The following is a 21,296-nucleotide window of genomic DNA, read 5'->3' on the forward strand; positions in this document are numbered from 1 at the left end:
CGGCTAATGGGAGCTACCGGGTCGGCTGTTCGGGCAGACTCGGTGTCTGTAGCCGCTGGTGAGTGAGCACCCTCGTCGGCCGGACCTTGGAGTCCTGGGGTCAGATCGTGCCCTCACCGGTGGTCAGGGGTCTTGATCGCTGATGGGATGTCGTGCCCCTCGAGGGTCTGGGGTGAGCACTGGTCCATTAGTTCGCGGGCCGGCTCCTGCAGGCTGCTGACCGCTGTTGTCGATCGTCGGGGAGGTCGGGTTGCTGTTCGTTGGTGATGACTGGGCTGAAGACCATCACGATGTCGAGGTCCAAGACCAGGACGGCAAGGTGGTGAAGCGGGTCCGGCTGCCCGAGGGGATGGCCGGGATCACCCGGTTGCACGACCTGGTCGGCCGGTTCGTGGCCGAGGACGCTGACCCGTCCGACGTGCTCGTCTGCATCGAGGTCGATCGGGGCCCGTGGGTGCGGGCGCTGGTGGCCGCGGGCTATCGGGTGTTCGGGGTCGATCCCAAGCAGGCCGCCCGGCACCGGGAGATCCTCGGCAGCTCGGGGGCCAAGAGCGACAAGGGCGACGCCCACGCCCTGGCCGACATGATCCGCACCCGCCGCCACCAGCTGCGCCAGGTCGCCGGGGACTCGGAGATCGCAGAGGCCGTCAAGGTCGTCACCCGGGCGCATCAGACGTTGYTGTGGGAACGCACCCGGCACATGCTGCGCCTTCGGGTGGCGTTGCGGGACTACTTCCCCGCCGCCCTGGCCGCCTACAAGCCCCTCGGCCTCACCTCGGAGGCGGTGCTGAGGCTGCTGGCCACGGCCCCCAYCCCCGAGACGGCGGCCAAGCTGACGATCAACCAGATCAGCGCGACGCTCAAGGGCCGCCGCGACATCGGCGCCAAAGCCGCGGCGATCCAGGACGTGCTGCGGGGTGAGCACCTCGGCCAGGCCCCGCTCGTCACAGGCGYCTACGCCTCCACCGTGAAGGCCCTGGCCGCCGTCATCGCCGTCCTGAACAGCGAGATCAAGACGCTTGAGGGTGAGGTCGAGGCCCATTTTGGCCGGCACCCGGACGCTGAGGTCATCCTCAGTCAGCCGGGCATCGGCGTCGTCCTCGGCGCCCGGSTGCTCGCCGAGTTCGGAGACGCTGAAGGCCGCTACGTGAGCGCGAAAGCCCGCAAGAACTACGCCGGAACCTCGCCGATCACCCGGCAATCCGGCAAGACCAAGATCGTCCAGGCACGGTTCGTCCACAACGACCGGCTCGTCGACGCTCTCCACCTCCAAGCCTCCTGCGCCCTCCTCCACGATCCTGAAGTCCGCGCCTACTACGACCAGCTCAAAGCCCGCGACATCAGCCATAACGCCGCCCTCCGCCAAGTCGGCAACCGCCTGGTGGGCATCCTCCACGGCTGCCTCAAAACCCACACCACCTACGACCAGGCAACCGCATGGTCACATCGCAACCACGACCTCGCCGCTTGACATCTAACGTCCAGGGATGTCTGACCCGCCCAGCGGGCTTCCGGCCGGGCACCAGTCGAACCGGTAGACGTGGGAGCGGCCACCGGAACGCGCCGCCAGCCGCGGGATGTCGCGCTCGAAGAAGTGGCCGGTGGCCAGGAGCTTGAGGACCTCCGGTGGGGTGGGGTGCGCCGCCTCCTCACTCACCCTCCGGTATTCGTCCTCGGCCGCCTCGCCGAGGAAGCCGCGCGCGACCTCGACGGCCGCGGACCGGTCGAGGTCGTGGAGGCGCTCGTCGGAGGCGGTCCAGGCCGCCGCCTCGTCGCGCGTGGAGCCGATGAGCTGGTCCATGCCGTCTGCCCAGCCGGACGCGCTCAGGAGATCGGCTGCCACCAGGTCGTCGTCGGCCACGAGCTGGAACGGCGGGGCGAGCCGCAGCGGCGGGGACGCCCGCAGAAGCTCGCCCTGGGCCGCCAGCAACCGGTCCACCGGCAGGGTGCGCAGGCGGTGCGCCTGACCGGGACGGAGCTCCAGTGCTCGCAGGTAGCGCTCGGTGACGGTGTTCGCGTCGGCCGCCGTCATCGGGGTGATACCGGTCGGCGTGCTCTGCATGACGACCCGCCGGAACAGGCCGTCGGCGTGCGGCGTGGACATCATGGCGAGCACGGAGAGCGCACCGGCGGACTGGCCGGCGAGGGTGACCCGGCCGGGGTCGCCGCCGAAGTTCGCGATGTTCTCCCGGACCCACCGCAGGGCGGCGATCTGGTCGAGCAGCCCGGCGTTGCCCCCGCCCATGTCCTCGGTCAGCCCGGCCGGGTAGAGGAAGCCCAGAGGTCCGAGCCGGTAGGTGACGGTGACGACGACCAGATCCCCGTGCGCGGCCAGCTGGGCTCCGGAGTACCAGTCCTGGCCCCCGGAACCGGTGATGTAGGCGCCGCCGTGCAACCAGACCAGCACCGGCAGGCGGCCCCGCAGGTCCGGGGTCCACACGTTCACGGACAGGCAGTCTTCGGACTGCCGGGGCAACCGCATCGGACCTATGATCCGGTTCAGCCGGGATGCCGACTGCGGTGCGGCCGGTCCCGGTCCGAAGGCGTCACGGACGCCTCCCCAGCCGGGCGGCGGCGCGGGTGCGGCGAACCTGCGCTCGCCCACCGGCGCCGCGCCGTACGGGATCCCGCCGAACCTCGTGACACCGCCGGTACGGCGGCCGCGCACCGCGCCGGCGGCCGTCTCGACCACCGGGTCGGGTGACGACGTCATCGAGGTCGCCTCTGCCGGCACCGGCGCCTACGCGATCGGGACACCCGGCGATCCCCTCAACAGCGTCCGCCGCTTCACCTGGCTTACGTCCTCCTCTACCCCTGTGACAGGGCGTAGATCTTCGTGAGCCGTTCCGGCGACGCGGCGTACCGGGATCAAATCACCTGTCCGTCTCGTGTCGCCTACGGCGAAGACTGCCAGCCGGTACCGGAGTCTGTCTTCTCCGAGCATGCTGTCCATATCGCAGCATGCCCTTTTACCCCAGCCGGACCAAAGGTAGGGGGTGGAACCTCTGTCCACGGGCGGGCTGATCGTTCATCGTAGGAGTCGATCGACGACGGAGGCACCACCCGGCGTGCCGTGAGCTTGCGGAGGTTGGCATGGAGGACTACGGCATCACCGGAGCCGGGGTGGACCTGGAGATCACCGTCGACGTGCCGCCGGAGCGGCTGTGGGACCTCATCACGGCCGTGCCGCGCATCGGCGAGTGGAGCCCGGAGTGCGAGGAGGGGGCCTGGATCGGCAGCGACGCCCCGGCGGTGCGGGAGGGCCAGCGGTTCCAGGGGCGCAACCGCCGGGAGGGCAGGGTCTGGACGGTGACATGCGTGATCACCGAGGTAGACCGCCCGCGCACCTTCGCCTGGGTGGTGCTCGACCGTGACGAGAACCCGGACCGCCCCTCGTCGAGGTGGCGCTACGAGCTGCAGCCGGGGGACTCGCCGGGGCAGACCCTGGTCCGTCACAGCTTCGTCCACGGTCCCGGCCAGAGTGGTCTGCGCGAGATGATCCAGGGCAACCCCGAGATCGCCTCGGTCATCCTCGACGTGCGCATGGGCGAGCTGCGCAAGCACATGACCGAGACTCTCGACGCGATGACGCGTCAGTGACCACGGCGCCGCCCTGACCTGCCGGGCGGCACGGTCACCCGCGTCCTGCCCGACGCGCACGGGGGACCTCAGCGTGTGAGAGCGAGGGAGCGGATATGGTCGAGCATGGACGGCCATAGGGCCCTGGGCAGGTCGTGCCCCATGCCGGGGTAGGTGACCAGCCGTGCGCCGGGGATGGCCGCCGCCGTCGCCTGACCGGCCTTGAGCCGGATGACCGGGTCGTCCTCGCCGTGCAGGACGAGGGCGGGGACCCGTACCTTGGCCAGCGCCTTGCGCCGGTCCCCGGAGACGGCGACCGCGGCGCGCTGGCGCGCGTCGCCTTCGGGGGTCCCGGGGTGGCGTTCGTAGGACCGGCGGCCGATGTCACCCACCTCCCGCTCGTCGAAGGGGTAGCGCGGGGAACCGATGAGCCTCTTCATCGCCACCGCCTCCTGCGCCGCCTGGTCCGGGCTGGTCACCGGCATGCCCGAGATTTTCAGGATCGCTTTCAGGGTGGCCACCCTGGGCATGGTGCCGATCCGGGCCGCGGGGGTGGACATGATCGAGGTGAGGGTGCGCACCCGGGAGGGGTGCCGGATGGTGAGGGTCTGGGCGATCATCCCGCCCAGCGAGGTGCCGACCAGGTGCGCCGACTCCCACCCCAGCGCGTCCATCACCGCGACCGCGTCCCCGGCCATGTCCTCCAGCCGGTACGGCGCCGAAGACGGGCGGATCATGGTCGTGAACCAGCCCGGCGCCGGCGCGTCCGTCAGGTGGGTGGACCGGCCGGTGTCCCGGTTGTCGAACCTGGCGACCTGGAAGCCGAGATCGACGAGCGCGTCGCACAGGTCCTCGGGGAAGATCAGCATCTGGACCCCGGTCCCGCTGATCAGCAGCAGCGGCTCCCCGCCGGGGGGACCGAAGGTCTCGTAGGCGAGTTCGATGTCTCCGTGGCTCGCGGTGCCCATGGCTTCGCCCTCCCGATAGGTCATACTGTGTATGAACCAAATTTCAGTGAATCTGAATTCGTTGAATATAGATTCACTGAACGGGAGTCGACCTGTCAAGGAGGGCGCGTGTCCGCATCCGAGCCGACGGCCGCGAGCCGTAAGGCCAAGGCCGCGCAGACCGAGGTCGCGCTGAAGGAGGCCGCCCGCCGGGTGTTCGCCCGCGACGGCTACCTCAACACCAAGATCACCGACATCACCGCGGAGGCGGGGCGTTCCGCCGGCTCGTTCTACAAGCACTTCGCGAGCAAGGAGGAGGTGCTCCAGGCGCTGCTGGCCGACTGGTTCGCCCAGGCGGGCGAGGAGCTGTCGACCCATGAGGCGGGTGACGACCTTTCGGAGGAGCCCGCCCTGCGCGCCCGCGTGGCCACGTACTGGCACACCTACCGGGCGCACCTCCCCGAGATCCAGGCGCTGGGCCAGGCCGCACTGGTCGACGCGGAGTTCGCCGAGCGGGTGGCCCGGATCAGGCACGCCCAGCTGCAGACCATGCGCGAGCACCTCCAGCGGCTCCAGGCCGCCGGGGCCGACCTGCCCGGCGACCCCGCCGTCCTGGCGTCGGCCTTCAACACCCTGCTCGAAGGGTTCTGCACCATCTGGGCCGGCGGCGGCGGCGAGCCCATCGGCCGGGTCCTCGGCGATGACGAGGCGATCGACACCCTCACCGGGCTGCTCCGGCACGGCCTCACCGGCCCCCGGCCGTAGCGGCCGACCGCGCACCCACCGGCCCCGGCCGTAACAGCCGACCGCCCACCGCACCGGCGGATCGACGAACCACGGGCGGCGGCCCCTGGCCCGCCATCGCCCGGAGTCCGCCGGATCAGGGGCAGACCGGCTGGTAGGGGAGGTCCTGCGCATAGAGCCGCCACTCCTCGGGACTGATGGGACGGCCCGCCGCCGCGCAGGTCTGCGGCAGGACGTCGACCACTTCGGAGACGTTCCAGACACGCGCCGTCCCATCGGCTCCGGCGGTGGCCAGGAGCCGGCCGTCGGGGGCGAAGGCGATCGCCTGGACGGCCCCGTCGTGCCCGCTGATCGGCCTGCCGATCAGCCGGTGCGTCTCGACGTCCCACAGTCTCAGCGACCGGTCCTCACCCGCGGTCGCGACGGTCTTCCCGTCGGGACTGAACGCCACGGCGTACACCGGGTCCGTGTGGCCGAGCATGGACGCGCCGACCTGCTTCCGGGTGGCGACGTCGAGCAGGACCAGCCGGTTGTGGCTGTCGGTGGCGGCCAGCGTACGGCCGTCCGGGCTGAACGCGACGGCGACGAAGAGATCCTCGACGCCTCTCAGGGGGGCGCCGAGCTGCCGGCCCGTGCCCGTGTCCCACAGGCGCGTCGTGCCGCCGGCCGAGGTGAGCAGGGTCCGGCCGTCCGGGCTCGGCACCATGAGGGTCACCTCCCCGGCGTGTCCTGCCATGGAGATCGCGGTCCGGCGCCCCGTACGGACATCCCACTGACGGACGACGTCGTCTCCGCCGGAGGCGAAGAGGGTCTTCCCGTCCACGCCGAAGGCGAGAACGAAGGTGCGCCCCTCGTGCCCGGACAGCGTCCCGATCTGTTCACCGGAGGCCGCGTCCCACAGCCTGGCCAGGCCGTCCGCGCTGCCGGTGGCCAGGACGCCGCCGTCGGGGCTGAACCTCACAGCCGTCACGGGGCCGCCGTGGCCGGCCAGTCCGGTCCCCTCCTCCCGGCGGGTGGTCACGTCCCACAGCTGCGCGGTGTAGTCGTTGCCTCCCATGGCCAGCCGGCGTCCGTCCGGACTGAACGCCACGGTGTCGACGAAGCCGTTACGCCCCTTCAACGCGCCGCCGACCCGTCGGCGGGTCCGGGTGTCCCACAGCTGGATCACGCCCTCGACCTCCGACTTTCCCGTGCCCACGGTCGCCAGCAGGCCGCCGTCCGGGCTGAACGCCGCCGAGGTGTACTTCTCCGCCGGATCGGCCGGCGGCGATCCGATCTGCTTCCTGGACGCTCTGTCCCACAGGCGTACGGTTCCGTCGAGGCCTGCCGTGACGAGGCTCCGGCCGTCAGGACCGAACTGGGCCGACATCACGCCGCTGGTATGACCGAGCAGCTCACCGCGGCCCGGCCTGGACAGGGCCGCCATCATGCCGTGCCGGCCGTCGGCGTTGAGGGGGTCGACGCGGGTGGCGGCGACGGCGAGGAGCTGGGACAGGACGGGGATCGGAGTCGCCGATCAGCGCGCTGCGGTCGGCCATGAAGCGCGCGGTGGCGATCTTCCGTTGCCGGTTGGCGGTTCCCAGGGCGTTCACGGCCAGGGCCGCCGCGACGAGAGCGGCGACGAGCAGGATCGACAGGCTGACGATGGTCAGGCGCACGAGCCGGCGCACACGCCGTTCCTCCCGGATGTCGGCGCTGTCGAGCTCGTCCCTGGTGAGGCCGTGCAGGGGCGCGGCGATCTCGGCGATCTGGTCCCGGAAGGCGCGGTCGCGCAGGGTGAGCCGGTCGGAGCCTCTCGCCCACGACATGTCGACGTGGCGCGGCGCGGCGCGCAGCCGACCGTACAGCGCGGGGTGGACCGCCGTCGACGCCTCCCGGTCGAAGTCACCGGCCCGGCTGTCCCACTTCAACGTGCCGCCGGTGACCACGAGCAGAATCCGGTCCGGGGTCCTGGTGTCCAGCCAGTGGAGGATCTCCTTGCCGACCCCCTCGGACGCGGCCGCCTCGGGAGAGGCCATGATCACCAGCCAGGCCGAGGAGTCGAGTGCGGTGCGGATGTCGTTCCACAGGTCCGGGGTGACGGCCAGGCCCAAGGCGTCCCGGAAGACGTTGAGCGCCCAGCGCCTGTTCCAGGGTTTCGCGAGTCGCCCGAGTCCTTTGTCAGCTTCTCAGCCCTGAAGGACTGAGCTTGCAGCTCCTCGCCGTCGGTGGCTTCGACGGTTTGGTCCGCGTCAGGCAGCGTGACTCGCTGCCCAGCTTGTGACACCGCGTGCGGCGATGTTACGAGCTGCGTTGACGTCGGCGTGCTCAGCGAAACCGCACGACGTACAGAGAAAGGTTTCCCGGTCGGGCCGGTTCTTCTTGTCCACGTGCCCGCAGGCCGAGCAGCCTCGCGAGGTGTAGGCCGGGTCCACGTAGACCACGGCGACACCGGCACGGGCCGCCTTGTAGGCAATGAACCGGCCGAGCTGGTGGAAGCTCCACGAATGCAGCGTGACCCGCTGGGGCTTACGGAGCCGTACCCGGTCGCGGATGCCCTGGAGATCTTCCAGGGCGACCCCCTGCCCGGTGCGTGTCGCCTCGGTCACGATGCGTTTGGCAATGGTGTGGTTGATGTTCGCGGCGAAACGCGCTTCCTTGCGGCGGCGTTTCTTCAACAGCCGTTTCGCGGACGTGGTCTGCTTGGCCTGCAATCGGCGGCGCAGTTCCCGGTGCCGGTGGCGGACCGCGTTCAGACCCTTGCCGCTGTGGCGAACCCCGCCACTGGTGGTCGCGAGGTTGGCGATCCCCAGGTCCACCCCCAAAAATCCGTCCGGGGCGGCGACCGGCCGGTCGGGAATATCGCAGGTGGCGATGAGGAACCACCTGCCATCGCGGTATACCAGGTCCGATTCGCCCTTGCGGTAGGCGGCCAACGTCGTGAGCTGATCGGCCGAGGCGGTGAACGCCACGCTCTTCATCCGCCCGCGCGTGGTCCAGATGCTCACCGTGCGCGCATCCATCCGCCAGGACAGACAGCGGTCGTCGAACGGCTGGGCCGCACCGGGGCGAAAGACAATCGGCGTGGCCAGGGCCCGCTCGCGCCGCGCGGAGCCGGGCCTGCCCACGTTGCCGTTGCGGAGATTGGCGTGCAGCGTGGCGTAGGCGTCGGTGACCTTCTTGATGACGTGCTGCGCGGCCTGAGCCGCCAGCCCGTAGTTGTCCTTGATCTGCCGGTAGGCGTGCTTGCGCAGGTCGTAATTGCGAAATACCCGCCGGTGGTGGGCGAGCGCCGCCACCCAGGTGGCCGCGTCGTTGACCGCGCGCAGTGTCGCCTCCAGCGCCGCCGCCTGCTCAGGCGTCGGCAGGAGTCTCACCTGCACCACCAGCTTCATATCGAACACTCTAGCATTAGGTCCATGTCACCGAGATGGGAACCGAACCCCGACATAAGAAGAGGTCGAAGCGTTGTCTACGCGCTTCACGCGCATTTGGTCTTCACTCCAAAGTATCGGCGAGGTGTGTTCACCGACGAGATTCTGCGTCGCTGCGCAGACATCATGATCGAGGTATGCGACAGTTTCGGGGCGGAGCTGGTCGAGTTCAACGGCGAGGAAGATCACGTGCACCTGCTCGTGCACTACCCACCCAAGGTCGCCCTCTCGACGCTGGTGAACAGCCTCAAGGGCGTGTCTGCCCGGCTACTGCGCAAGGAGTATCCGGCACATATCCGTAAGTATCTGTGGGGCGGGCATTTCTGGTCGCCGTCGTACTTCGCCGCCTCCTGCGGCGGCGCACCCCTATCGATCATCAAGGAGTACATCGAAAACCAGAAGCGTCCGGGCTGAGCCGCTCGACGGCCTACCGGTCACCACACCGCTCAAGCCTTGGCGACCCTCCCGCGCTGTCGTTTCCTCCCGGGCGTGAACGCCCGGGGTTCCACGCCAGATCACGCTGAACAGCGGGTGCGAGCTTGCCGTCGGCGGCGTGCGAGTACGAGATGAAGGCGGCGTAGCGTTTCGCCGCGTCCCTGCCGCCCGCTTTCGCGTCTTCCACGGAAGAGGAGGGTTCGGTCATATCTGGCCTCCGGCTCACCCGATCCGTCACTGGCGGGGATAGGACGCCCGGGAGAGAACTCCGGTTGGCCCGCGGGATTCACATCGGGCCCGCGCCGTACCGCGACTTCCGGAGCCCCGCGGCGGTCCCGCACGGCGATTCCCCGGACACGATAAATGCGCAATCCAGAATAAGAACGCCGCCCGGACGATTGTTAACATGGCCGCGTCCAGAGACATTCTGGAGGGAAGACGTGGCCGCGAAAATCATGCACAGCCGATGGCGGGCGACCCGTGATTCTCTGGGGAAAACCGGCGACCGGTCCGTCGGAACGGTCTGCTCCGCACGCGCCCCCCGGGCTCAGATGACCGCCGGCTGGTCCATCGCCCGGCTCCTCGACCCCATCCACAAGGAGAGCAGATGGATCTTCCGCAGGTCGTTTCCCGGGACGAGTGGCTGACCGCCCGCAAGGGACTTCTCGCGAGAGAGAAGGAGTTCACCCGCATGCGGGACGTGGTCACCGAGGAACGCCGCGGGCTGCCCATGGTCAAGGTGGACAAGGACTACGTCTTCGACGGCCCGGGCGGCAAGGTGGACCTGCTTGAGCTGTTCGACGGCCGCCGCCAGCTCATCGTCTACCACTTCATGTGGCTCTGGGACACCGACGAGGGCTGCGCGAGCTGCTCGCTCCTGGTCGACAACATCGGCCACCTGTCGCACCTGCACGCGCGCGACACCTCACTGGTCCTCGCCTCCCGCGCACCGCTGGCCGGCATCGAGCGGTTCAAGGCGCGCATGGGCTGGACGGTGCCGTGGTACTCGTCGTACGGGAGCGACTTCAACTACGACTTCAACGCCACGATGGACGAGTCCGTCGCGCCCGTCGAGTACAACTACAAGGACAAGGCGACGCTCATGCGGGAGGGCCTGGCCTTCTTCGTGAAGGGTGACGGGCACGGGATGAGCGTCTTCCTGCGCGACGGCGACAGCGTGTTCCACACCTATTCGACGTACGGGCGGGGTGCCGATCTGCTGGTCGGCACGTACAACTACCTCGATCTGACACCGCTCGGCCGGCAGAAGTACATCAACGAGTTCCTCCACCACGACAAGTACGACGTCTAGCCGCTCCCTGCCGTGCGGACCGCGGACCACGGGCCGCCGCCGAGCGCCCGCCCCCGCACGCCGCCCCGGCCCGCCCCGGACCGGCCCGGCCGGTCCGGCAGCGCCGGTCTCCGGTACGGCACCGCCCCGGCCGTCCGGCGGCGCGGGGCGGTGTGGCGCCCGTGGTCACGCGACGGTCAGTGGTGGCCTCCGCCGGCGTTGCCCGGCCGGCCCCAGGGCCCGGTGATCGCGAACACGTAGCCCGGGCTCTGGATGTTGGCGAACAGGATCCTCCCGTCCTCGCTGAAGGTCGGGCCGGTGAACTCGCTGTCGTTGAGCTCGTTGCGGGCCATCGGGTAGGCCTTGCCCTGCTTGGTGACGCCGACCAGGTGGGAGAGTCCCTCGCCGTCCTCGGCCAGGATGATCCCGCCGTACGGCGAGACCGTGATGTTGTCCGGTCCGTCGTAGTCGGTGTCCTTCTCGGGGTCCGGGTTCACACCGAAGATCGTCTTAAGCGTGACCGTCTCCGACCTGGGGTCGTAGAACCACACCTGTCCGTCGTGCTCGTTGACGCTGCCGTCGTCGGTGCGGGCGAAGCTGGCGACGAAGTAGGCCCCGCCGTCGGCCCACCAGGCTCCCTCAAGCTTGCGGCTACGGGTCACCTGGTCGTCGGTGAACTGCTTGCGCACCGAGACGGTGGCGGCGTCGCGGTCGGGCACGTCGACCCATGTCACCTTGTAACGGGTGCCCGGCTGGGTGGCCTCCGAGAGGTCGGCGATGTGCTTGCTGCCCTTGGAGCAGCTCATGGCCTGCAGGGTGCCGGCGGTGTCGCCGCCCGGGCCGAGCGCGAGGGCCCGGAGCGCGCCCTTGCCGCCGCGGAAGCGCCTGGGCGGGGTCCAGCGGAAGTACAGCCCGAGCGGGCCGCCCGCGTCCTCCGTCTCGTAGATCGCGGAGGTGTGCGGGTCGACCGCGACGGCCTCGTGCGAGAACCTGCCCAGGAACTTCAACGGGACCGGGTCGAGGTTGGCCTCGCGGTCGAACGGGTCGACCTCGAAGACGTACCCGTGGTCCTTCTGGAACGCCCCGCCCGCACGCTGCTCGGTCTCCTCGCAGGTCAACCAGGTGTCCCAGGGGGTGATGCCGCCCGCGCAGTTGTTGTGGGTGCCGGCCACGCTGACGTACTCGCGGATGCGGTTGCCCTGCCTGTCGACCTCGATGTTGGTGGTGCCGCCGCGCGCGCCCGGATCGTAGGTCAGGCCCGGCAGGGCGGGCACGCCGTAGGGCTCGTCGCCGCCGATCTCGTGGTTGTTGACCAGGACGGAGCCGTTCCGGCTGTGGAAGAACCCGGTGCCGTCGGCGTCGCTCGGCGTCGGCTCCCCCGTTTCGAGCAGCGTCTTCCCCGCCTGAGCGACGACCTTGTAGGAGAAGCCGCGCGGGAGCGCGAGCAGGCCGGCCGGGTCCGCGACGACGGGACCGTAGCCGGCCGCCGTGAGGCCGGACCGGGCGGTCTGGGCGGCGGCCGGGCCGGCGATCGCTTCGACGCTGCCGACGATGGCGATGCCCAGGCCGCCTACCGCCCCGGAACGGAGCAGATCACGACGAGAGATGGAGGAAGTCACAGGAGTACCTTTTCCATTACATATCGGTAGGTATGACTGGACCCAAGCCCTCCGGCCTGAACGGCTCCTCTCCCGACGCGGTCACCGGAGTGAACGCACGGAAAACGATCGGCCTCGGCGCCGGTCAGCGGCGTCCTCCGCTTTTTGGACCGGAATGCCCAGGCCCGGAAACCGATGCCGAGTGATCACAGGCGACACACCGGAGCGGAACCCGACTCGGCGGATACCGACCGCTTAACCTGCGGAAACAGGATCACCGAGGGGCGGCTGCCCCACTGGGCGTGACCTTCGACGTTCGATTTCAGGGAGCGCACATGCGGAGAACACTCACCGTCGCCCTCGTGGTACTGAGCATGGGAACGGGCACCGTCGTGCCCGCGCTGGCCGAGAGCCGGCTCCGCCTCAACGTCGTCGGGCTGACCAGCGACCAGCGCCTGGTGAGCTTCACGAGCCGCTCCGCCAACCGGACCCGCGACCTCGGCAAGATCTCCGGACTCCAGGGGGACACCAGGATCGTCGGCATCGACTACCGCGTGCAGAACGGCAAGCTGTACGGCGTCGGCGACCTGGGCGGCGTCTACACGCTCAACGGGAACGCCAGGGCGCACAAGGTCTCCCAGCTGACCGTGGCGCTGAGCGGCGGTGATTTCGGCGTCGACTTCAACCCCGCCGCCAACCGGCTGCGCGTGATCAGCGACACCGGGCAGAACCTGCGGCACAACATCGACGACCCGGTGGGCGGCCCCGCCGCGGGGACGACCGTGGCCGACGCCACTCTGACCAATCCGGCCGTCCCGCCGGCTCCGGGCGCGACCGCGCTCGGCGTCTCGGGCGCCGGATACACCAACAACGACCTCAGCGCGGTGACCTCCACGACGCTCTTCGACGTGGACACCACCGCCAACCGGGTGAGCGTCCAGTCTCCCGCCAACGCGGGCACCCTGGTTCCGACCGGCGGCCTGGGCGTGGCCGCGACCGGTGGAGCGGGGTTCGACGTCTACAGCTCGCTCCGGAACGGGGTCACCGTCTCCAACACCGCCTTCGCCACGCTGCGGGTCGGCAGCTCCTACAAGTTCTATCTGATCGACCTGCTCACCGGCGCCGCCACCCTCCAGGGCCCGTTCCCCGCCAATCGCCAGGTCGTCGACATCGCCATCCCGCTCTCCCGGAGGTGACCCTCTCCGGCACCATGACAGGCCGGGCACGCCGGACGGACCGAGTCCCGCTCCCCCGGAGATGCCCCTCGTCCCCGCCACCGGACGCCCATCCGGCCCCACGGCGGGCCGGGCACGCCGGACGGGCCGATCAAGGGCCGCCCGGCGCGGCGGACGGCCCTGATCACCGGCTCTACGTCGTGGCCAGCGCCTCCGTGGGGGCGAGGCGGGAGGCGCGGATCGCCGGGTAGAGGCCGGCCAGAGCGCCGATGGCGAGGGTGGCGGCGACCCCGCCGAGCACAGCCCAGGGCGGCACGACGGCCGGCCAGCCCTGGTACACGGCGTACCCGGCGGTGACCGCGGTGCCCAGCAACGCGCCGCCGGCCCCGCCCAGGGCGGAGAGCAGGAGGGACTCGGCGAGGAACTGGGTGCGGATCTGACCCCGGGTCGCGCCCAGTGAACGGCGCAGGCCGATCTCGGCCCGCCGTTCCAGCACCGAGATGACCATGGTGTTGGCCACCCCGACCCCGCCGACGAGCAGGGCCACCGCGCCCAGGCCGAGCAGCAGCCCGGTGAACGCCTCACCCGCGGCCTGCTTGGCGGCGAGCGCGTCCGAGGGGCGGGAGACCTCGACCTCGTTGGGCGCCTCCGGGTTGGCGGTGGTGCCGAGCACCGAACGGACCGACTCCACCCGGGACTCCTCGGAACGGGTGTAGACGGTGGTCGGATGCCCGTCGAAGCCCAGTTCGGACTCGGCCGCCGGCCAGCCGACCAGCGCCGCGGTGTCCAGCTCGGGGGCGAGCGGGGCCGGGGCCAGGATGCCGACCACGGTGAACCACTCGCCGCCGATCAGCACCTGCGTGCCGGGCCTGGCCTGACCGATCCCGAGCCGCTCCGCGGCGGTCGCGCCGAGGACCGTCGCCGGGTAGGCGGCCGTTGCGGCGTTGAGCCAGGTGCCGCTCCTGACCTCGGCGCCGATGGCGGCGCGCAGGTCGACACGGGCGGCGTAGGCCGCGATCCCCTTGGTCTCCGCCGCGGGGACCTTGCCGGTGCGGTAGACCTTCGCGCCGTCGATGTGGCCGATCGCCGACACCGACTGCACCGGCCCGATCCGGCCCACCATCGCCTCGGCCTCGACGGGCAGCCGGGCCTGCTCGCCGGCCATGGTCGTACCGGGCGAGACGGTGAGCAGGTTGGTGCCGAGCGAGGCGAGGGTGCGGTCGAGGTCGGCGCGGGAGGAGGAGGAGATGCCGACGACGGCGACCATCGCGGCGATGCCGATGGCGATGCCCAGCGCGGACAGGAAGGCCCGTGTCGGGCGGGTGCGCAGGCCCACCGCCCCGACCTTGATCACGTCGCGCGGCCACATCCGGGCCGGCTGCAGCGCGTCGGCGGCCATCAGCTCACCCCTGACACGGCGGCGTCGCGCCGCGCGGAGTCGGCCACCACCCGGCCGTCGCGCATCCGTACCTGGCGGGGCAGGGAGGCGGCGATCTCCCTGTCGTGGGTGATGATCACGACGGTGGTGCCGGCGGCGTGCAGCTCGCGCAGGAGCCGCATCACCCCGGCCCCGGAGGCGGAGTCCAGAGCGCCGGTCGGCTCGTCGGCGAGCAGCAGCGGAGGGTCACCGGCCACGGCGCGCGCGACGGCGACGCGCTGGCGTTCGCCGCCGGACAGCTCGTGCGGTTCGTGGTCCATGCGGTGGCCGAGGCCGACCCGCTCCAGCGCCGCCGCCGCGCGACGGCGCCGCTCGCCGGACCGCAGCCCGGAGTACAGGAGCCCGTCGGCCACGTTGTCCAGCGCCGCGGTGCCCGCCGCCAGGTGGAACTGCTGGAAGACGAAGCCGATGCGGCTCGCCCGCAGCGCGGACAGCTTGGCGTCGGAGAGCCGGCCCACGTCGTGTCCGCCGATGCGCACGCTGCCCGAGGTGGGCCGGTCGAGGGTGCCGAGCACGTTCAGCATGGTCGACTTGCCGGAGCCGGACGGGCCCACGATGGCGACGAGCTCGCCGCCGCCGATGTGCAGCGAGACGCCGGCGAGCGCGGTGACGCCGCCGGGATAGACCTTCGTCACGTCCGTCAGGGAGATCACTCCGGCATCCCCACCGTCGTGCCCTCGGCGATCCCGTCCCCGGATATCTCCACCTGGCCGCCGCTGAAAAGGCCGGTCCGGACGGGGACGTACGCCGAGGTGGCGCCCTTGACGACCTCCACGCCGAAGCCGCCCTCCTGCAACCCCAGCAGCGCGGCGACCGGGACGGTGAGCACGTTCCTGCGCGTACCGGCGGTGAAGGAGACGTCCACCGAGGCCAGGGCGTAGGAGCCGACGGCCTTCTGGGCCTTCTTGCCCACGAGCTCGACGACCACCTCGACCTTGGTCCGCGGGTCTTCGCCCTGGCCGTCACCCGGGTCGATCACTGTGGTGGCCTCGTCGACGCGGCCCTTGACCGTCGTGTCGTCGGGGAGCGTGACGGTGACCTTGGCGCCCTTTTCGGCCAGCCGCTGGTCGGCGGCGTCGAGCTCCACGGTGACGGCCCTGGTGGTGCCGGTGTAGGAGAGCACCTTGCCGCCGGGCGCCGTCAGGTCGCCCTTCCCTGCCTGGAGACTCTCCACGCGGACGGCGTGGGGAGCGAAGACCACGTGCCCGAGCTCGACGGCGCCCGTCTCATCCAGGCCCCGGTCCTCCTGCCACCGCATGACCGCCTCGGCCGTGGCGTAGGTGTACTCCTCGTCCACCGTGAACCCGCTGTAGCCGAGCGCCTTCAGGTTCCTCTCCAACTGCTTGACGTCCGGCCCCTCGACGCCCTGCGTCAGCGTGCGGTAGGCGGGCAGCGAGCCGTACAGCAGCGCCACCGGCCTGTCGTCCACCTCGTACAGCGCCTTGCCACGGGTGATCCGGTCGCCGGTGCCGGGCAGGCGGGTGAGTGTGCCGGACAGCCGGCTGGTCGCGGTGGTCGCCGGGCCGTAGCCGAGCTCCCCGTCGGCGCTCTGGGTGTCGACGAGCGTCTGCCGGGTCACCCCGGCGGTCTTCGGCGGCAGCGCGCTCTCCGTCGTGCCGCCGGTCGGGCTGCCACCGCCGAGTCCCAGCGTGGCCGCGCCTGCCGCACCGGCCGCGGCCACGGCGACGGCCGTGAGGGCGATCCGCCTGCCGCGGCGCCTCCGCCGTCGCGGGCGCGCCTCCTCCGTGACCGCCCGATCCGTACGGTTCTCCTGGTCCTCCACGGCGGCTCCGCCCGTCACTGGTCCGCTCCGCCGCCCGGTCCGCCCGTGCTGCCCGGTCCGCCCGGGCCGCCCCGGAAGACGCCCTCGCACTGCTTCTGGGCCTTGGGGAAGTCCGGGTCCTCGGCGACCTCTTTGTCGATCCTGATCCCGCGCTGCCCCGCCGGGGGGTCGGCGAACTCCTCCACCCCGTTCTCGCGCATGCACGCGGCGAACTTGCGGCCCTTCTCCTCGGCTTCGGGATCCGCCTGCTTGGGGCCGTTCTCCATCGGGCTGTATTCCCGGCAGGCCTCCATGGCCTTCTCCGACTCCGCGCCCTTCTTCAGGGTGAGCTTGAAGCCCTCACCCGGTTTGGGATCCTCCATGTCGACGCCGTTCTCGCGCATGCACTGCGCGAACTTCATCCCCATCTCGCCCGGACTCATGGTCTTGGCGGCCCCGGTGCCGTCCCCCGTCTTCGCGCCGTTCCCCGTCTTCGCGCCGCCCGCCGAGGCCACCGTGTCTCCGCCGTCGCCGCCGCCCGAGCCGCATCCGGCCAGGGGCAGGGTCAGCGCCAGCAGCAGTACCGCCAGCGTGTCGCGGGTCCGTGGTCGCATCACGTCGTCTCCTCCGGTCGTGGCCGGACCGCTTCCGGCCTGTCGGGAGGTGATGTAACGCGACGGCGTGTTTCCCCGGCGTTTCCACGATCCCCGGAGGAACGATCACTAACGGAAAGGAAACACCGCGATCGCGATCATTGCCTGTGGAGCCGCCCGCGCCGGCACGCGGAGCGGCTCCGCCATGGAGAGGGGGACGGCGGATGCGGGTGCTGGTGGTGGAGGACGAGCCGTTGCTCGCCGACGCGATCGCGGAATGGCTGCGTGACGAGGTCCACGCGGTCGATGTCGCCTACGACGGCGCGGCGGCGCTGGAGCGCGCGGGCGTCAACGACTACGACGTGGTCGTCCTCGACCGGGATCTGCCCGCCGTACACGGGGACGAGGTCTGTCGCGAGCTGGTCGGGGCCGGCTCGGCGGCGCGGGTGCTGATGCTCACCGCCGCCGCCGAGGTCACCGACCGTGTGACCGGCCTGTCGCTCGGCGCCGACGACTATCTCACCAAGCCCTTCGCCTTCCCCGAACTGGCCGCCCGCGTCCAGGCACTCGGGCGGCGCTCGCGCCCGGCCGCGCCGCCCGTGCTGCGCCGCGCGGGCATCACCCTGGACCCCGCGCGCCGTGAGGTGTTCCGCGACAGCCGCTACGTGCCGCTGTCGAGGAAGGAGTTCGCCGTCCTCGCCGAGCTGCTGCGCGCCGACGGGGCCGTGGTCTCCAGCGAGCAGCTGCTGGAGAAGGCGTGGGACGAGCACACCGACCCGTTCACCGGCGCCGTCCGGCTCGCCGTCCTCAAGCTGCGCCGCAAGCTCGGCGCCCCGCAGGTCGTCGAGACCGTCACAGGAGTGGGGTACCGGATCCCGTGAACGCACCGAGACTGCTGCCGCGCCGCGTCACCCTGCGGGCCCGGCTGACCCTGATCTACGGCGGCCTGTTCCTCGTCGCCGGGCTGGTGCTGCTCGGCACCACGTACGTGCTGTTCAACCAGCAGCTCACGCGCTCCGCGCCGAACGTCCTCGCCCTGCGAAAGCCCGGCCCGTCCGCTGTCTCGGACGGCGAGGCGCCGACGCGGCAGATGGTGTTCCTGAGCAAGAACGGCGAAGCGATGACCAGGGCCGACGCCGAGAGCTTGATGGCCGATACCGAGAACTGGATGAGAGAGCAGCAGGCCTCGCTGCACGAGGCCGCGACCACCTCGCTGCTCGCCCTGGGCGGGATCGCGCTCGTCGTCGTCGGCGGCGCCGCGGCCGGCTTCGGCTGGCTGGTCGCCGGCCGGATGCTGGCCCCGCTGCACCGGGTCACCGACACCGCCCGGCGGATCGCCGCGGCCCCGGCGGCCGGGCGGGGGCTGCACGAGCGCATCGCCCTGCGCGGTCCGGACGACGAGGTCAAGGATCTCGCCGACACCTTCGACATCATGGTCGAGCGGCTCGACGGGTCCTTCGACGGGCAGCGTCGCTTCGTCGCCAACGCCTCGCACGAGCTGCGCACCCCGCTGACCCTGGGCCGCGCGCTGGTCGAGCTGGCCATGCACCGCAAGTCGGCCTCCGAGGACGTCAAGCAGCTGGGCGAGAACCTGCTGGAGATCAACTCCCGGCACGAGCGGCTGATCAACGGACTGCTGCTGCTCGCCGGCTCGGAGAACGAGATCACCGAGCGGCTCCCGGTCGATCTGGCCGACGTGGTCGGCCATGTGGTCGCGCAGACCGCCCCGGAGGCGGCGCGGGCCGGGATCACCGTGCACGAGCAGGCAGCCGAGGCGCCCACCACCGGCGACGCGCTTCTGCTCGAACGGCTGGTGCACAACCTGGTGGAGAACGGCATCCGGCACAACACCGGGGAGGGCGGCTGGGTGCGCGTCGCCTGCCGCCCCCGGGGCGACGGACGGGTCGAGGTGGAGGTGGGCAACAGCGGGCCGGTGGTGCCTCCGTACGAGATTCCGGCGCTCTTCGAGCCGTTCCGCCGCCTGGGCGCCGACCGCCTGGTCACCGCCAAGGGGGCGGGACTCGGGCTGTCCATCGTGCGCTCCGTCACCCGGGCCCACGGCGGCGAGGTCACCGCCCGGCCGCGCGGAGGCGGCGGCCTGGTGGTGACCGTCACCCTGCCGGCCTGTCCCGACGAGGACGCGACGGGACGGCTGTGACCTGTCCGGCCGCGTGAGCCGGCGACGCGCTTCGTCGAGTCTCCTTGAGCGTGGAGACCCGGGCTTCAGCCCCCGGGGGCGCCAAGGACATGCTGTCCTCTTGGAGCGGTTCCGGCGTGGGCGCGGCGATGGCGGCATTCTCCGGCGATGCCAGGAACAAGGTCGACGCCGATTCATTCAGTGCTCTGTTGTCTAGCGCTGCTAGGATAGCGTCATGTCCATTCAAGAGCGCCGCGAACGCGAGCGGGCGCACCGCCACCGCTTGATCGTCAAGACGGCCCGCGAGCTGGCCGAGACCGAGGGCTGGGAGGCCGTCACCACACGCCGCCTGGCCGAGCGGATCGAATACAGCCAGCCCGTCCTCTACAGCCACTTCGCGGGCAAGGACGCCATCGTGACGGCGGTCGCGCTGGAGGGCTTCGAGGAACTGGCCGGCGTGCTGAGCCGCGCCCGCGCCTCGGCGGCCACCCCGGCGGAGGCGCTGGCCGCCGCCGCCCGCGCCTACACCGACTTCGCGGACGCCAACCCCGCGCTGTACGACGCCATGTTCACACTCACCACCGACCTGCCGTTCGGGCGCCCCGACTCACCCGCGCCGCTGAAGGCCGCCTTCGGGGAACTGCTCACCGTGTGCGCGTCGGCGGCCGGCGACCGCGACGCCGAGACGTTCACCGAGGTCGCGTGGAGCGCGCTGCACGGCCTCGTCACGCTCGCCCGCGGCGGCAGGCTCCGCGCCGGACAGCGCGACCAGCGCCTGGGGCTGCTGGTCGGCCAGCTCCTCGCCACGCCCGACCGGCCATGACCGCGCCGCGCCGCTGTCCATCGGACCGCCGGCGTCAACGCTCGTGATCGGCGCCTGGCGCACAGCCGAGAAGGCTCGGCGTCTCGTCCGGAGGCCCGCCCGCTGCCGGTCGTCCCCCCGCGGGAGGCCGGGTCAGCCGCCTGCCGAGGCGCTGGGCGGGGGCCTCGATCAGGCGGTGGGTCAGGTAGCCGAGCAGCACCAGGAAGAGGAAGAACAGCGGAAGGTTCGGGCTCACCCGCAGCAGGAGCGGGTGCAGCAGATAGAGGGAGAAGCTGATCACCCCGAGGTGGGCGAGCCAGCGGGGGAACGACCTGTGCCGCAGCGCGAACGCGGCCGCGAAGAAGCCGGCGGCCAGCAGGAGCGCCGGCGCCCAGCCGGGATCGTCCTTGGCGAAGACCCCGCAGGCCAGGACCGTCAGCACGGCGGTGATGGCGGTACGCCACCGGATCGCCCCCTGCTCGGCGCGGTACACGGCCGTGCCGGCGAACATCATGGCCAGGATGGTCAGCCCCTGCCACGCGCCGATCCGGCTCCCCAGGATCACCAGCGCCAGACCGAGGAGGCCGCCCGTCACCGCGGCGGCGGCACGCGTCCCTCCGCGCGCCCACGCCGATACGGCGATGACCGCGACGACCGCGCCCCCGAGAAGCGCGGCGAGCAGCCCGGCGCGGCCGTTGACGACCGCGCCCGGCAGCAGGAGTCCGAGGAGTACGGCCAGCAGCGCCAGGACGATCGCGGTCGTGGCCGACCGGTGTGCCTGCCGCATGGCGAACAGCCCGACCGCCAGCAGGTAGAACGCCATCTCGTAGGAGAGTGTCCACATCACGTTGATGACGGCGGGCACGCCGAGCAGTTCCTGCAGCATCGTCACGTTCCCGAGGACGACGAGGGGCAGGGGGCGCGCGCCCAGGTCCGGGTGCAGGACGAACGCGCCGCCGTACGCGAGGAGGAGCGCCAGGCCGAGGGCGGTGAGCAGCAGGGGGAGGAGGCGGAAGGCCCGGCCGATCCAGAAGGCTCGCAGGTCACCGCGCCGTTCCAGGGAGGCGGGGATGATATAGCCGCTGACCAGGAAGAACACGAAGACGCCCCAGGTGCCGACGTCGACTCTGCGGTCCACCTCGGCCCAGACGCCCGGGATGAAGGTCCAGGCGGAGTGATGGAGCGCGACGGCCAGGGCGGCGGGTCCCCGCAGGGCGTCCAGCCAGGCCAGCCGGGAAGGGTTCGGGGCCATCCGCCTGACTTTAGGCGATGGACACCGGCCTCCGGACGTCACCCGCCTCCACCGCCGGCGGCGCCGTGAAACGCGGCCGGCGTTCGCGTCCGTCCGGCGGCGCGTGCCCGGGCGGGGGCGGCTCCGCGGG

20 protein-coding genes are annotated in these 21,296 nt (G+C 71.3%); 9 read left to right on the top strand and 11 right to left on the bottom strand.

Features of this window, described 5'->3' with window-relative positions; translation table 11 throughout:
- The first annotated feature begins 250 nt into the window (after positions 1-250).
- Positions 251-1,471 carry an IS110 family RNA-guided transposase gene (locus CA984_RS28780; RefSeq protein ID WP_086576671.1) on the top strand — a complete coding sequence of 407 codons (1,221 nt, stop codon included), beginning with the start codon at positions 251-253 and terminating at the stop codon, positions 1,469-1,471.
- A 3-nt stretch (positions 1,472-1,474) separates the two neighbouring features.
- Here CA984_RS28780 and CA984_RS28785 read toward each other — a convergent pair whose 3' ends face one another.
- Positions 1,475-2,713, bottom strand: coding sequence for a carboxylesterase/lipase family protein (locus CA984_RS28785; RefSeq protein ID WP_133061804.1), 1,239 nt, complete (start codon positions 2,711-2,713; stop codon positions 1,475-1,477).
- Positions 2,714-3,093: 380 nt separating this feature from the next.
- Here CA984_RS28785 and CA984_RS28790 point away from each other — a divergent pair, with 380 nt between their 5' ends.
- Entirely contained in the window at positions 3,094-3,600 is a 507-nt protein-coding gene (locus CA984_RS28790) for an SRPBCC family protein (protein ID WP_086576654.1), read from the top strand.
- Positions 3,601-3,668: 68 nt separating this feature from the next.
- On the opposite strand, the gene CA984_RS28795 is transcribed toward CA984_RS28790, so the two are convergent.
- The gene (locus tag CA984_RS28795; RefSeq protein WP_242676232.1) at positions 3,669-4,571 is read right to left on the bottom strand and encodes an alpha/beta fold hydrolase; all 903 of its coding nucleotides are present in this window, start codon (positions 4,569-4,571) and stop codon (positions 3,669-3,671) included.
- Between the two features lie 84 nt (positions 4,572-4,655).
- On the opposite strand from CA984_RS28795, the gene CA984_RS28800 reads away from it, so the two are divergent.
- Positions 4,656-5,291 (top strand): TetR/AcrR family transcriptional regulator, encoded by a 636-nt coding sequence (locus CA984_RS28800; protein WP_086576655.1) that lies wholly within the window; start codon positions 4,656-4,658, stop codon positions 5,289-5,291.
- Positions 5,292-5,406: 115 nt separating this feature from the next.
- Here the strand turns inward: CA984_RS28800 and CA984_RS28805 are convergent, their stop codons facing one another.
- The 3 genes from CA984_RS28805 to CA984_RS28815 form a co-directional block, all read right to left on the bottom strand.
- Positions 5,407-6,699: a WD40 repeat domain-containing protein gene (locus CA984_RS28805; protein ID WP_086576656.1), complete on the bottom strand. Its 1,293-nt coding sequence runs from the start codon at positions 6,697-6,699 to the stop codon at positions 5,407-5,409.
- Entirely contained in the window at positions 6,665-7,363 is a 699-nt protein-coding gene (locus tag CA984_RS28810) for a hypothetical protein (RefSeq protein WP_086576657.1), read from the bottom strand. Before CA984_RS28810 ends, CA984_RS28805 begins: the two co-directional genes overlap by 35 nt.
- Positions 7,364-7,501: 138 nt before the next feature.
- Complete coding sequence (locus tag CA984_RS28815; protein ID WP_165781455.1) at positions 7,502-8,644, bottom strand: RNA-guided endonuclease InsQ/TnpB family protein; 1,143 nt, start codon at positions 8,642-8,644, stop codon at positions 7,502-7,504.
- A gap of 24 nt (positions 8,645-8,668) precedes the next feature.
- Between CA984_RS28815 and tnpA the strand changes: the two genes are divergently transcribed.
- Positions 8,669-9,097 (top strand): IS200/IS605 family transposase, encoded by a 429-nt coding sequence (gene tnpA / locus CA984_RS28820; RefSeq protein ID WP_086576659.1) that lies wholly within the window; start codon positions 8,669-8,671, stop codon positions 9,095-9,097.
- A gap of 628 nt (positions 9,098-9,725) precedes the next feature.
- Positions 9,726-10,430 (top strand): DUF899 domain-containing protein, encoded by a 705-nt coding sequence (locus tag CA984_RS28825; protein WP_086576660.1) that lies wholly within the window; start codon positions 9,726-9,728, stop codon positions 10,428-10,430.
- Positions 10,431-10,606: 176 nt separating this feature from the next.
- On the opposite strand, the gene CA984_RS28830 is transcribed toward CA984_RS28825, so the two are convergent.
- Positions 10,607-12,028 carry an alkaline phosphatase PhoX gene (locus CA984_RS28830; protein WP_086576661.1) on the bottom strand — a complete coding sequence of 474 codons (1,422 nt, stop codon included), beginning with the start codon at positions 12,026-12,028 and terminating at the stop codon, positions 10,607-10,609.
- A gap of 314 nt (positions 12,029-12,342) precedes the next feature.
- On the opposite strand from CA984_RS28830, the gene CA984_RS28835 reads away from it, so the two are divergent.
- The gene (locus CA984_RS28835) at positions 12,343-13,203 is read left to right on the top strand and encodes a DUF4394 domain-containing protein (protein WP_086576662.1); all 861 of its coding nucleotides are present in this window, start codon (positions 12,343-12,345) and stop codon (positions 13,201-13,203) included.
- A 172-nt stretch (positions 13,204-13,375) separates the two neighbouring features.
- Here the strand turns inward: CA984_RS28835 and CA984_RS28840 are convergent, their stop codons facing one another.
- From CA984_RS28840 to CA984_RS28855, 4 genes are read right to left on the bottom strand one after another with little or no spacing between them, the layout of a single operon-like run.
- Positions 13,376-14,581 (bottom strand): ABC transporter permease, encoded by a 1,206-nt coding sequence (locus tag CA984_RS28840; protein WP_086576663.1) that lies wholly within the window; start codon positions 14,579-14,581, stop codon positions 13,376-13,378.
- Positions 14,581-15,273 (bottom strand): ABC transporter ATP-binding protein, encoded by a 693-nt coding sequence (locus CA984_RS28845; protein WP_086576664.1) that lies wholly within the window; start codon positions 15,271-15,273, stop codon positions 14,581-14,583. Before CA984_RS28845 ends, CA984_RS28840 begins: the two co-directional genes overlap by 1 nt.
- On the bottom strand, positions 15,270-16,421 hold the full coding sequence (locus tag CA984_RS28850; RefSeq protein WP_086576665.1) for an efflux RND transporter periplasmic adaptor subunit: 1,152 nt from the start codon (positions 16,419-16,421) through the stop codon (positions 15,270-15,272). Before CA984_RS28850 ends, CA984_RS28845 begins: the two co-directional genes overlap by 4 nt.
- Positions 16,418-16,996, bottom strand: a complete 579-nt coding sequence (locus tag CA984_RS28855; protein ID WP_086576666.1) for a hypothetical protein — start codon at positions 16,994-16,996, stop codon at positions 16,418-16,420. Before CA984_RS28855 ends, CA984_RS28850 begins: the two co-directional genes overlap by 4 nt.
- Before the next feature lie 203 nt (positions 16,997-17,199).
- Here CA984_RS28855 and CA984_RS28860 point away from each other — a divergent pair, with 203 nt between their 5' ends.
- The 3 genes from CA984_RS28860 to CA984_RS28870 all read left to right on the top strand — a co-directional run bounded on the left by CA984_RS28860 (position 17,200) and on the right by CA984_RS28870 (position 19,935).
- On the top strand, positions 17,200-17,856 hold the full coding sequence (locus CA984_RS28860; protein WP_086576667.1) for a response regulator transcription factor: 657 nt from the start codon (positions 17,200-17,202) through the stop codon (positions 17,854-17,856).
- Entirely contained in the window at positions 17,853-19,133 is a 1,281-nt protein-coding gene (locus CA984_RS28865) for a sensor histidine kinase (RefSeq protein WP_086576668.1), read from the top strand. Before CA984_RS28860 ends, CA984_RS28865 begins: the two co-directional genes overlap by 4 nt.
- A 214-nt stretch (positions 19,134-19,347) precedes the next feature.
- Positions 19,348-19,935: a TetR/AcrR family transcriptional regulator gene (locus CA984_RS28870; RefSeq protein ID WP_086576669.1), complete on the top strand. Its 588-nt coding sequence runs from the start codon at positions 19,348-19,350 to the stop codon at positions 19,933-19,935.
- Between the two features lie 34 nt (positions 19,936-19,969).
- On the opposite strand, the gene CA984_RS28875 is transcribed toward CA984_RS28870, so the two are convergent.
- Positions 19,970-21,166, bottom strand: a complete 1,197-nt coding sequence (locus tag CA984_RS28875) for an acyltransferase family protein (protein ID WP_086576670.1) — start codon at positions 21,164-21,166, stop codon at positions 19,970-19,972.
- Positions 21,167-21,296: the final 130 nt, after the last annotated feature.

It is taken from the genome of Streptosporangium minutum (genome assembly GCF_002149035.1).
Taxonomy (GTDB): Bacteria; Actinomycetota; Actinomycetes; order Streptosporangiales; family Streptosporangiaceae; genus Streptosporangium; species Streptosporangium minutum.

What these genes read in the sequence shown, in the direction of transcription:
- CA984_RS28785 (WP_133061804.1), bottom strand. Translation starts at nt 2,713, where the DNA reads ATGACGTCGTCACCCGACCCGGTGGTCGAGACGGCCGCCGGCGCGGTG.
- CA984_RS28790 (WP_086576654.1), top strand. Translation starts at nt 3,094, where the DNA reads ATGGAGGACTACGGCATCACCGGAGCCGGGGTGGACCTGGAGATCACC.
- CA984_RS28795 (WP_242676232.1), bottom strand. Translation starts at nt 4,571, where the DNA reads ATGACCTATCGGGAGGGCGAAGCCATGGGCACCGCGAGCCACGGAGAC.
- CA984_RS28805 (WP_086576656.1), bottom strand. Translation starts at nt 6,699, where the DNA reads ATGATGGCGGCCCTGTCCAGGCCGGGCCGCGGTGAGCTGCTCGGTCAT.
- CA984_RS28815 (WP_165781455.1), bottom strand. Translation starts at nt 8,644, where the DNA reads ATGAAGCTGGTGGTGCAGGTGAGACTCCTGCCGACGCCTGAGCAGGCG.
- tnpA (WP_086576659.1), top strand. Translation starts at nt 8,669, where the DNA reads ATGTCACCGAGATGGGAACCGAACCCCGACATAAGAAGAGGTCGAAGC.
- CA984_RS28825 (WP_086576660.1), top strand. Translation starts at nt 9,726, where the DNA reads ATGGATCTTCCGCAGGTCGTTTCCCGGGACGAGTGGCTGACCGCCCGC.
- CA984_RS28835 (WP_086576662.1), top strand. Translation starts at nt 12,343, where the DNA reads ATGCGGAGAACACTCACCGTCGCCCTCGTGGTACTGAGCATGGGAACG.
- CA984_RS28840 (WP_086576663.1), bottom strand. Translation starts at nt 14,581, where the DNA reads ATGGCCGCCGACGCGCTGCAGCCGGCCCGGATGTGGCCGCGCGACGTG.
- CA984_RS28855 (WP_086576666.1), bottom strand. Translation starts at nt 16,996, where the DNA reads ATGCGACCACGGACCCGCGACACGCTGGCGGTACTGCTGCTGGCGCTG.
- CA984_RS28860 (WP_086576667.1), top strand. Translation starts at nt 17,200, where the DNA reads ATGCGGGTGCTGGTGGTGGAGGACGAGCCGTTGCTCGCCGACGCGATC.
- CA984_RS28870 (WP_086576669.1), top strand. Translation starts at nt 19,348, where the DNA reads ATGTCCATTCAAGAGCGCCGCGAACGCGAGCGGGCGCACCGCCACCGC.
- CA984_RS28875 (WP_086576670.1), bottom strand. Translation starts at nt 21,166, where the DNA reads ATGGCCCCGAACCCTTCCCGGCTGGCCTGGCTGGACGCCCTGCGGGGA.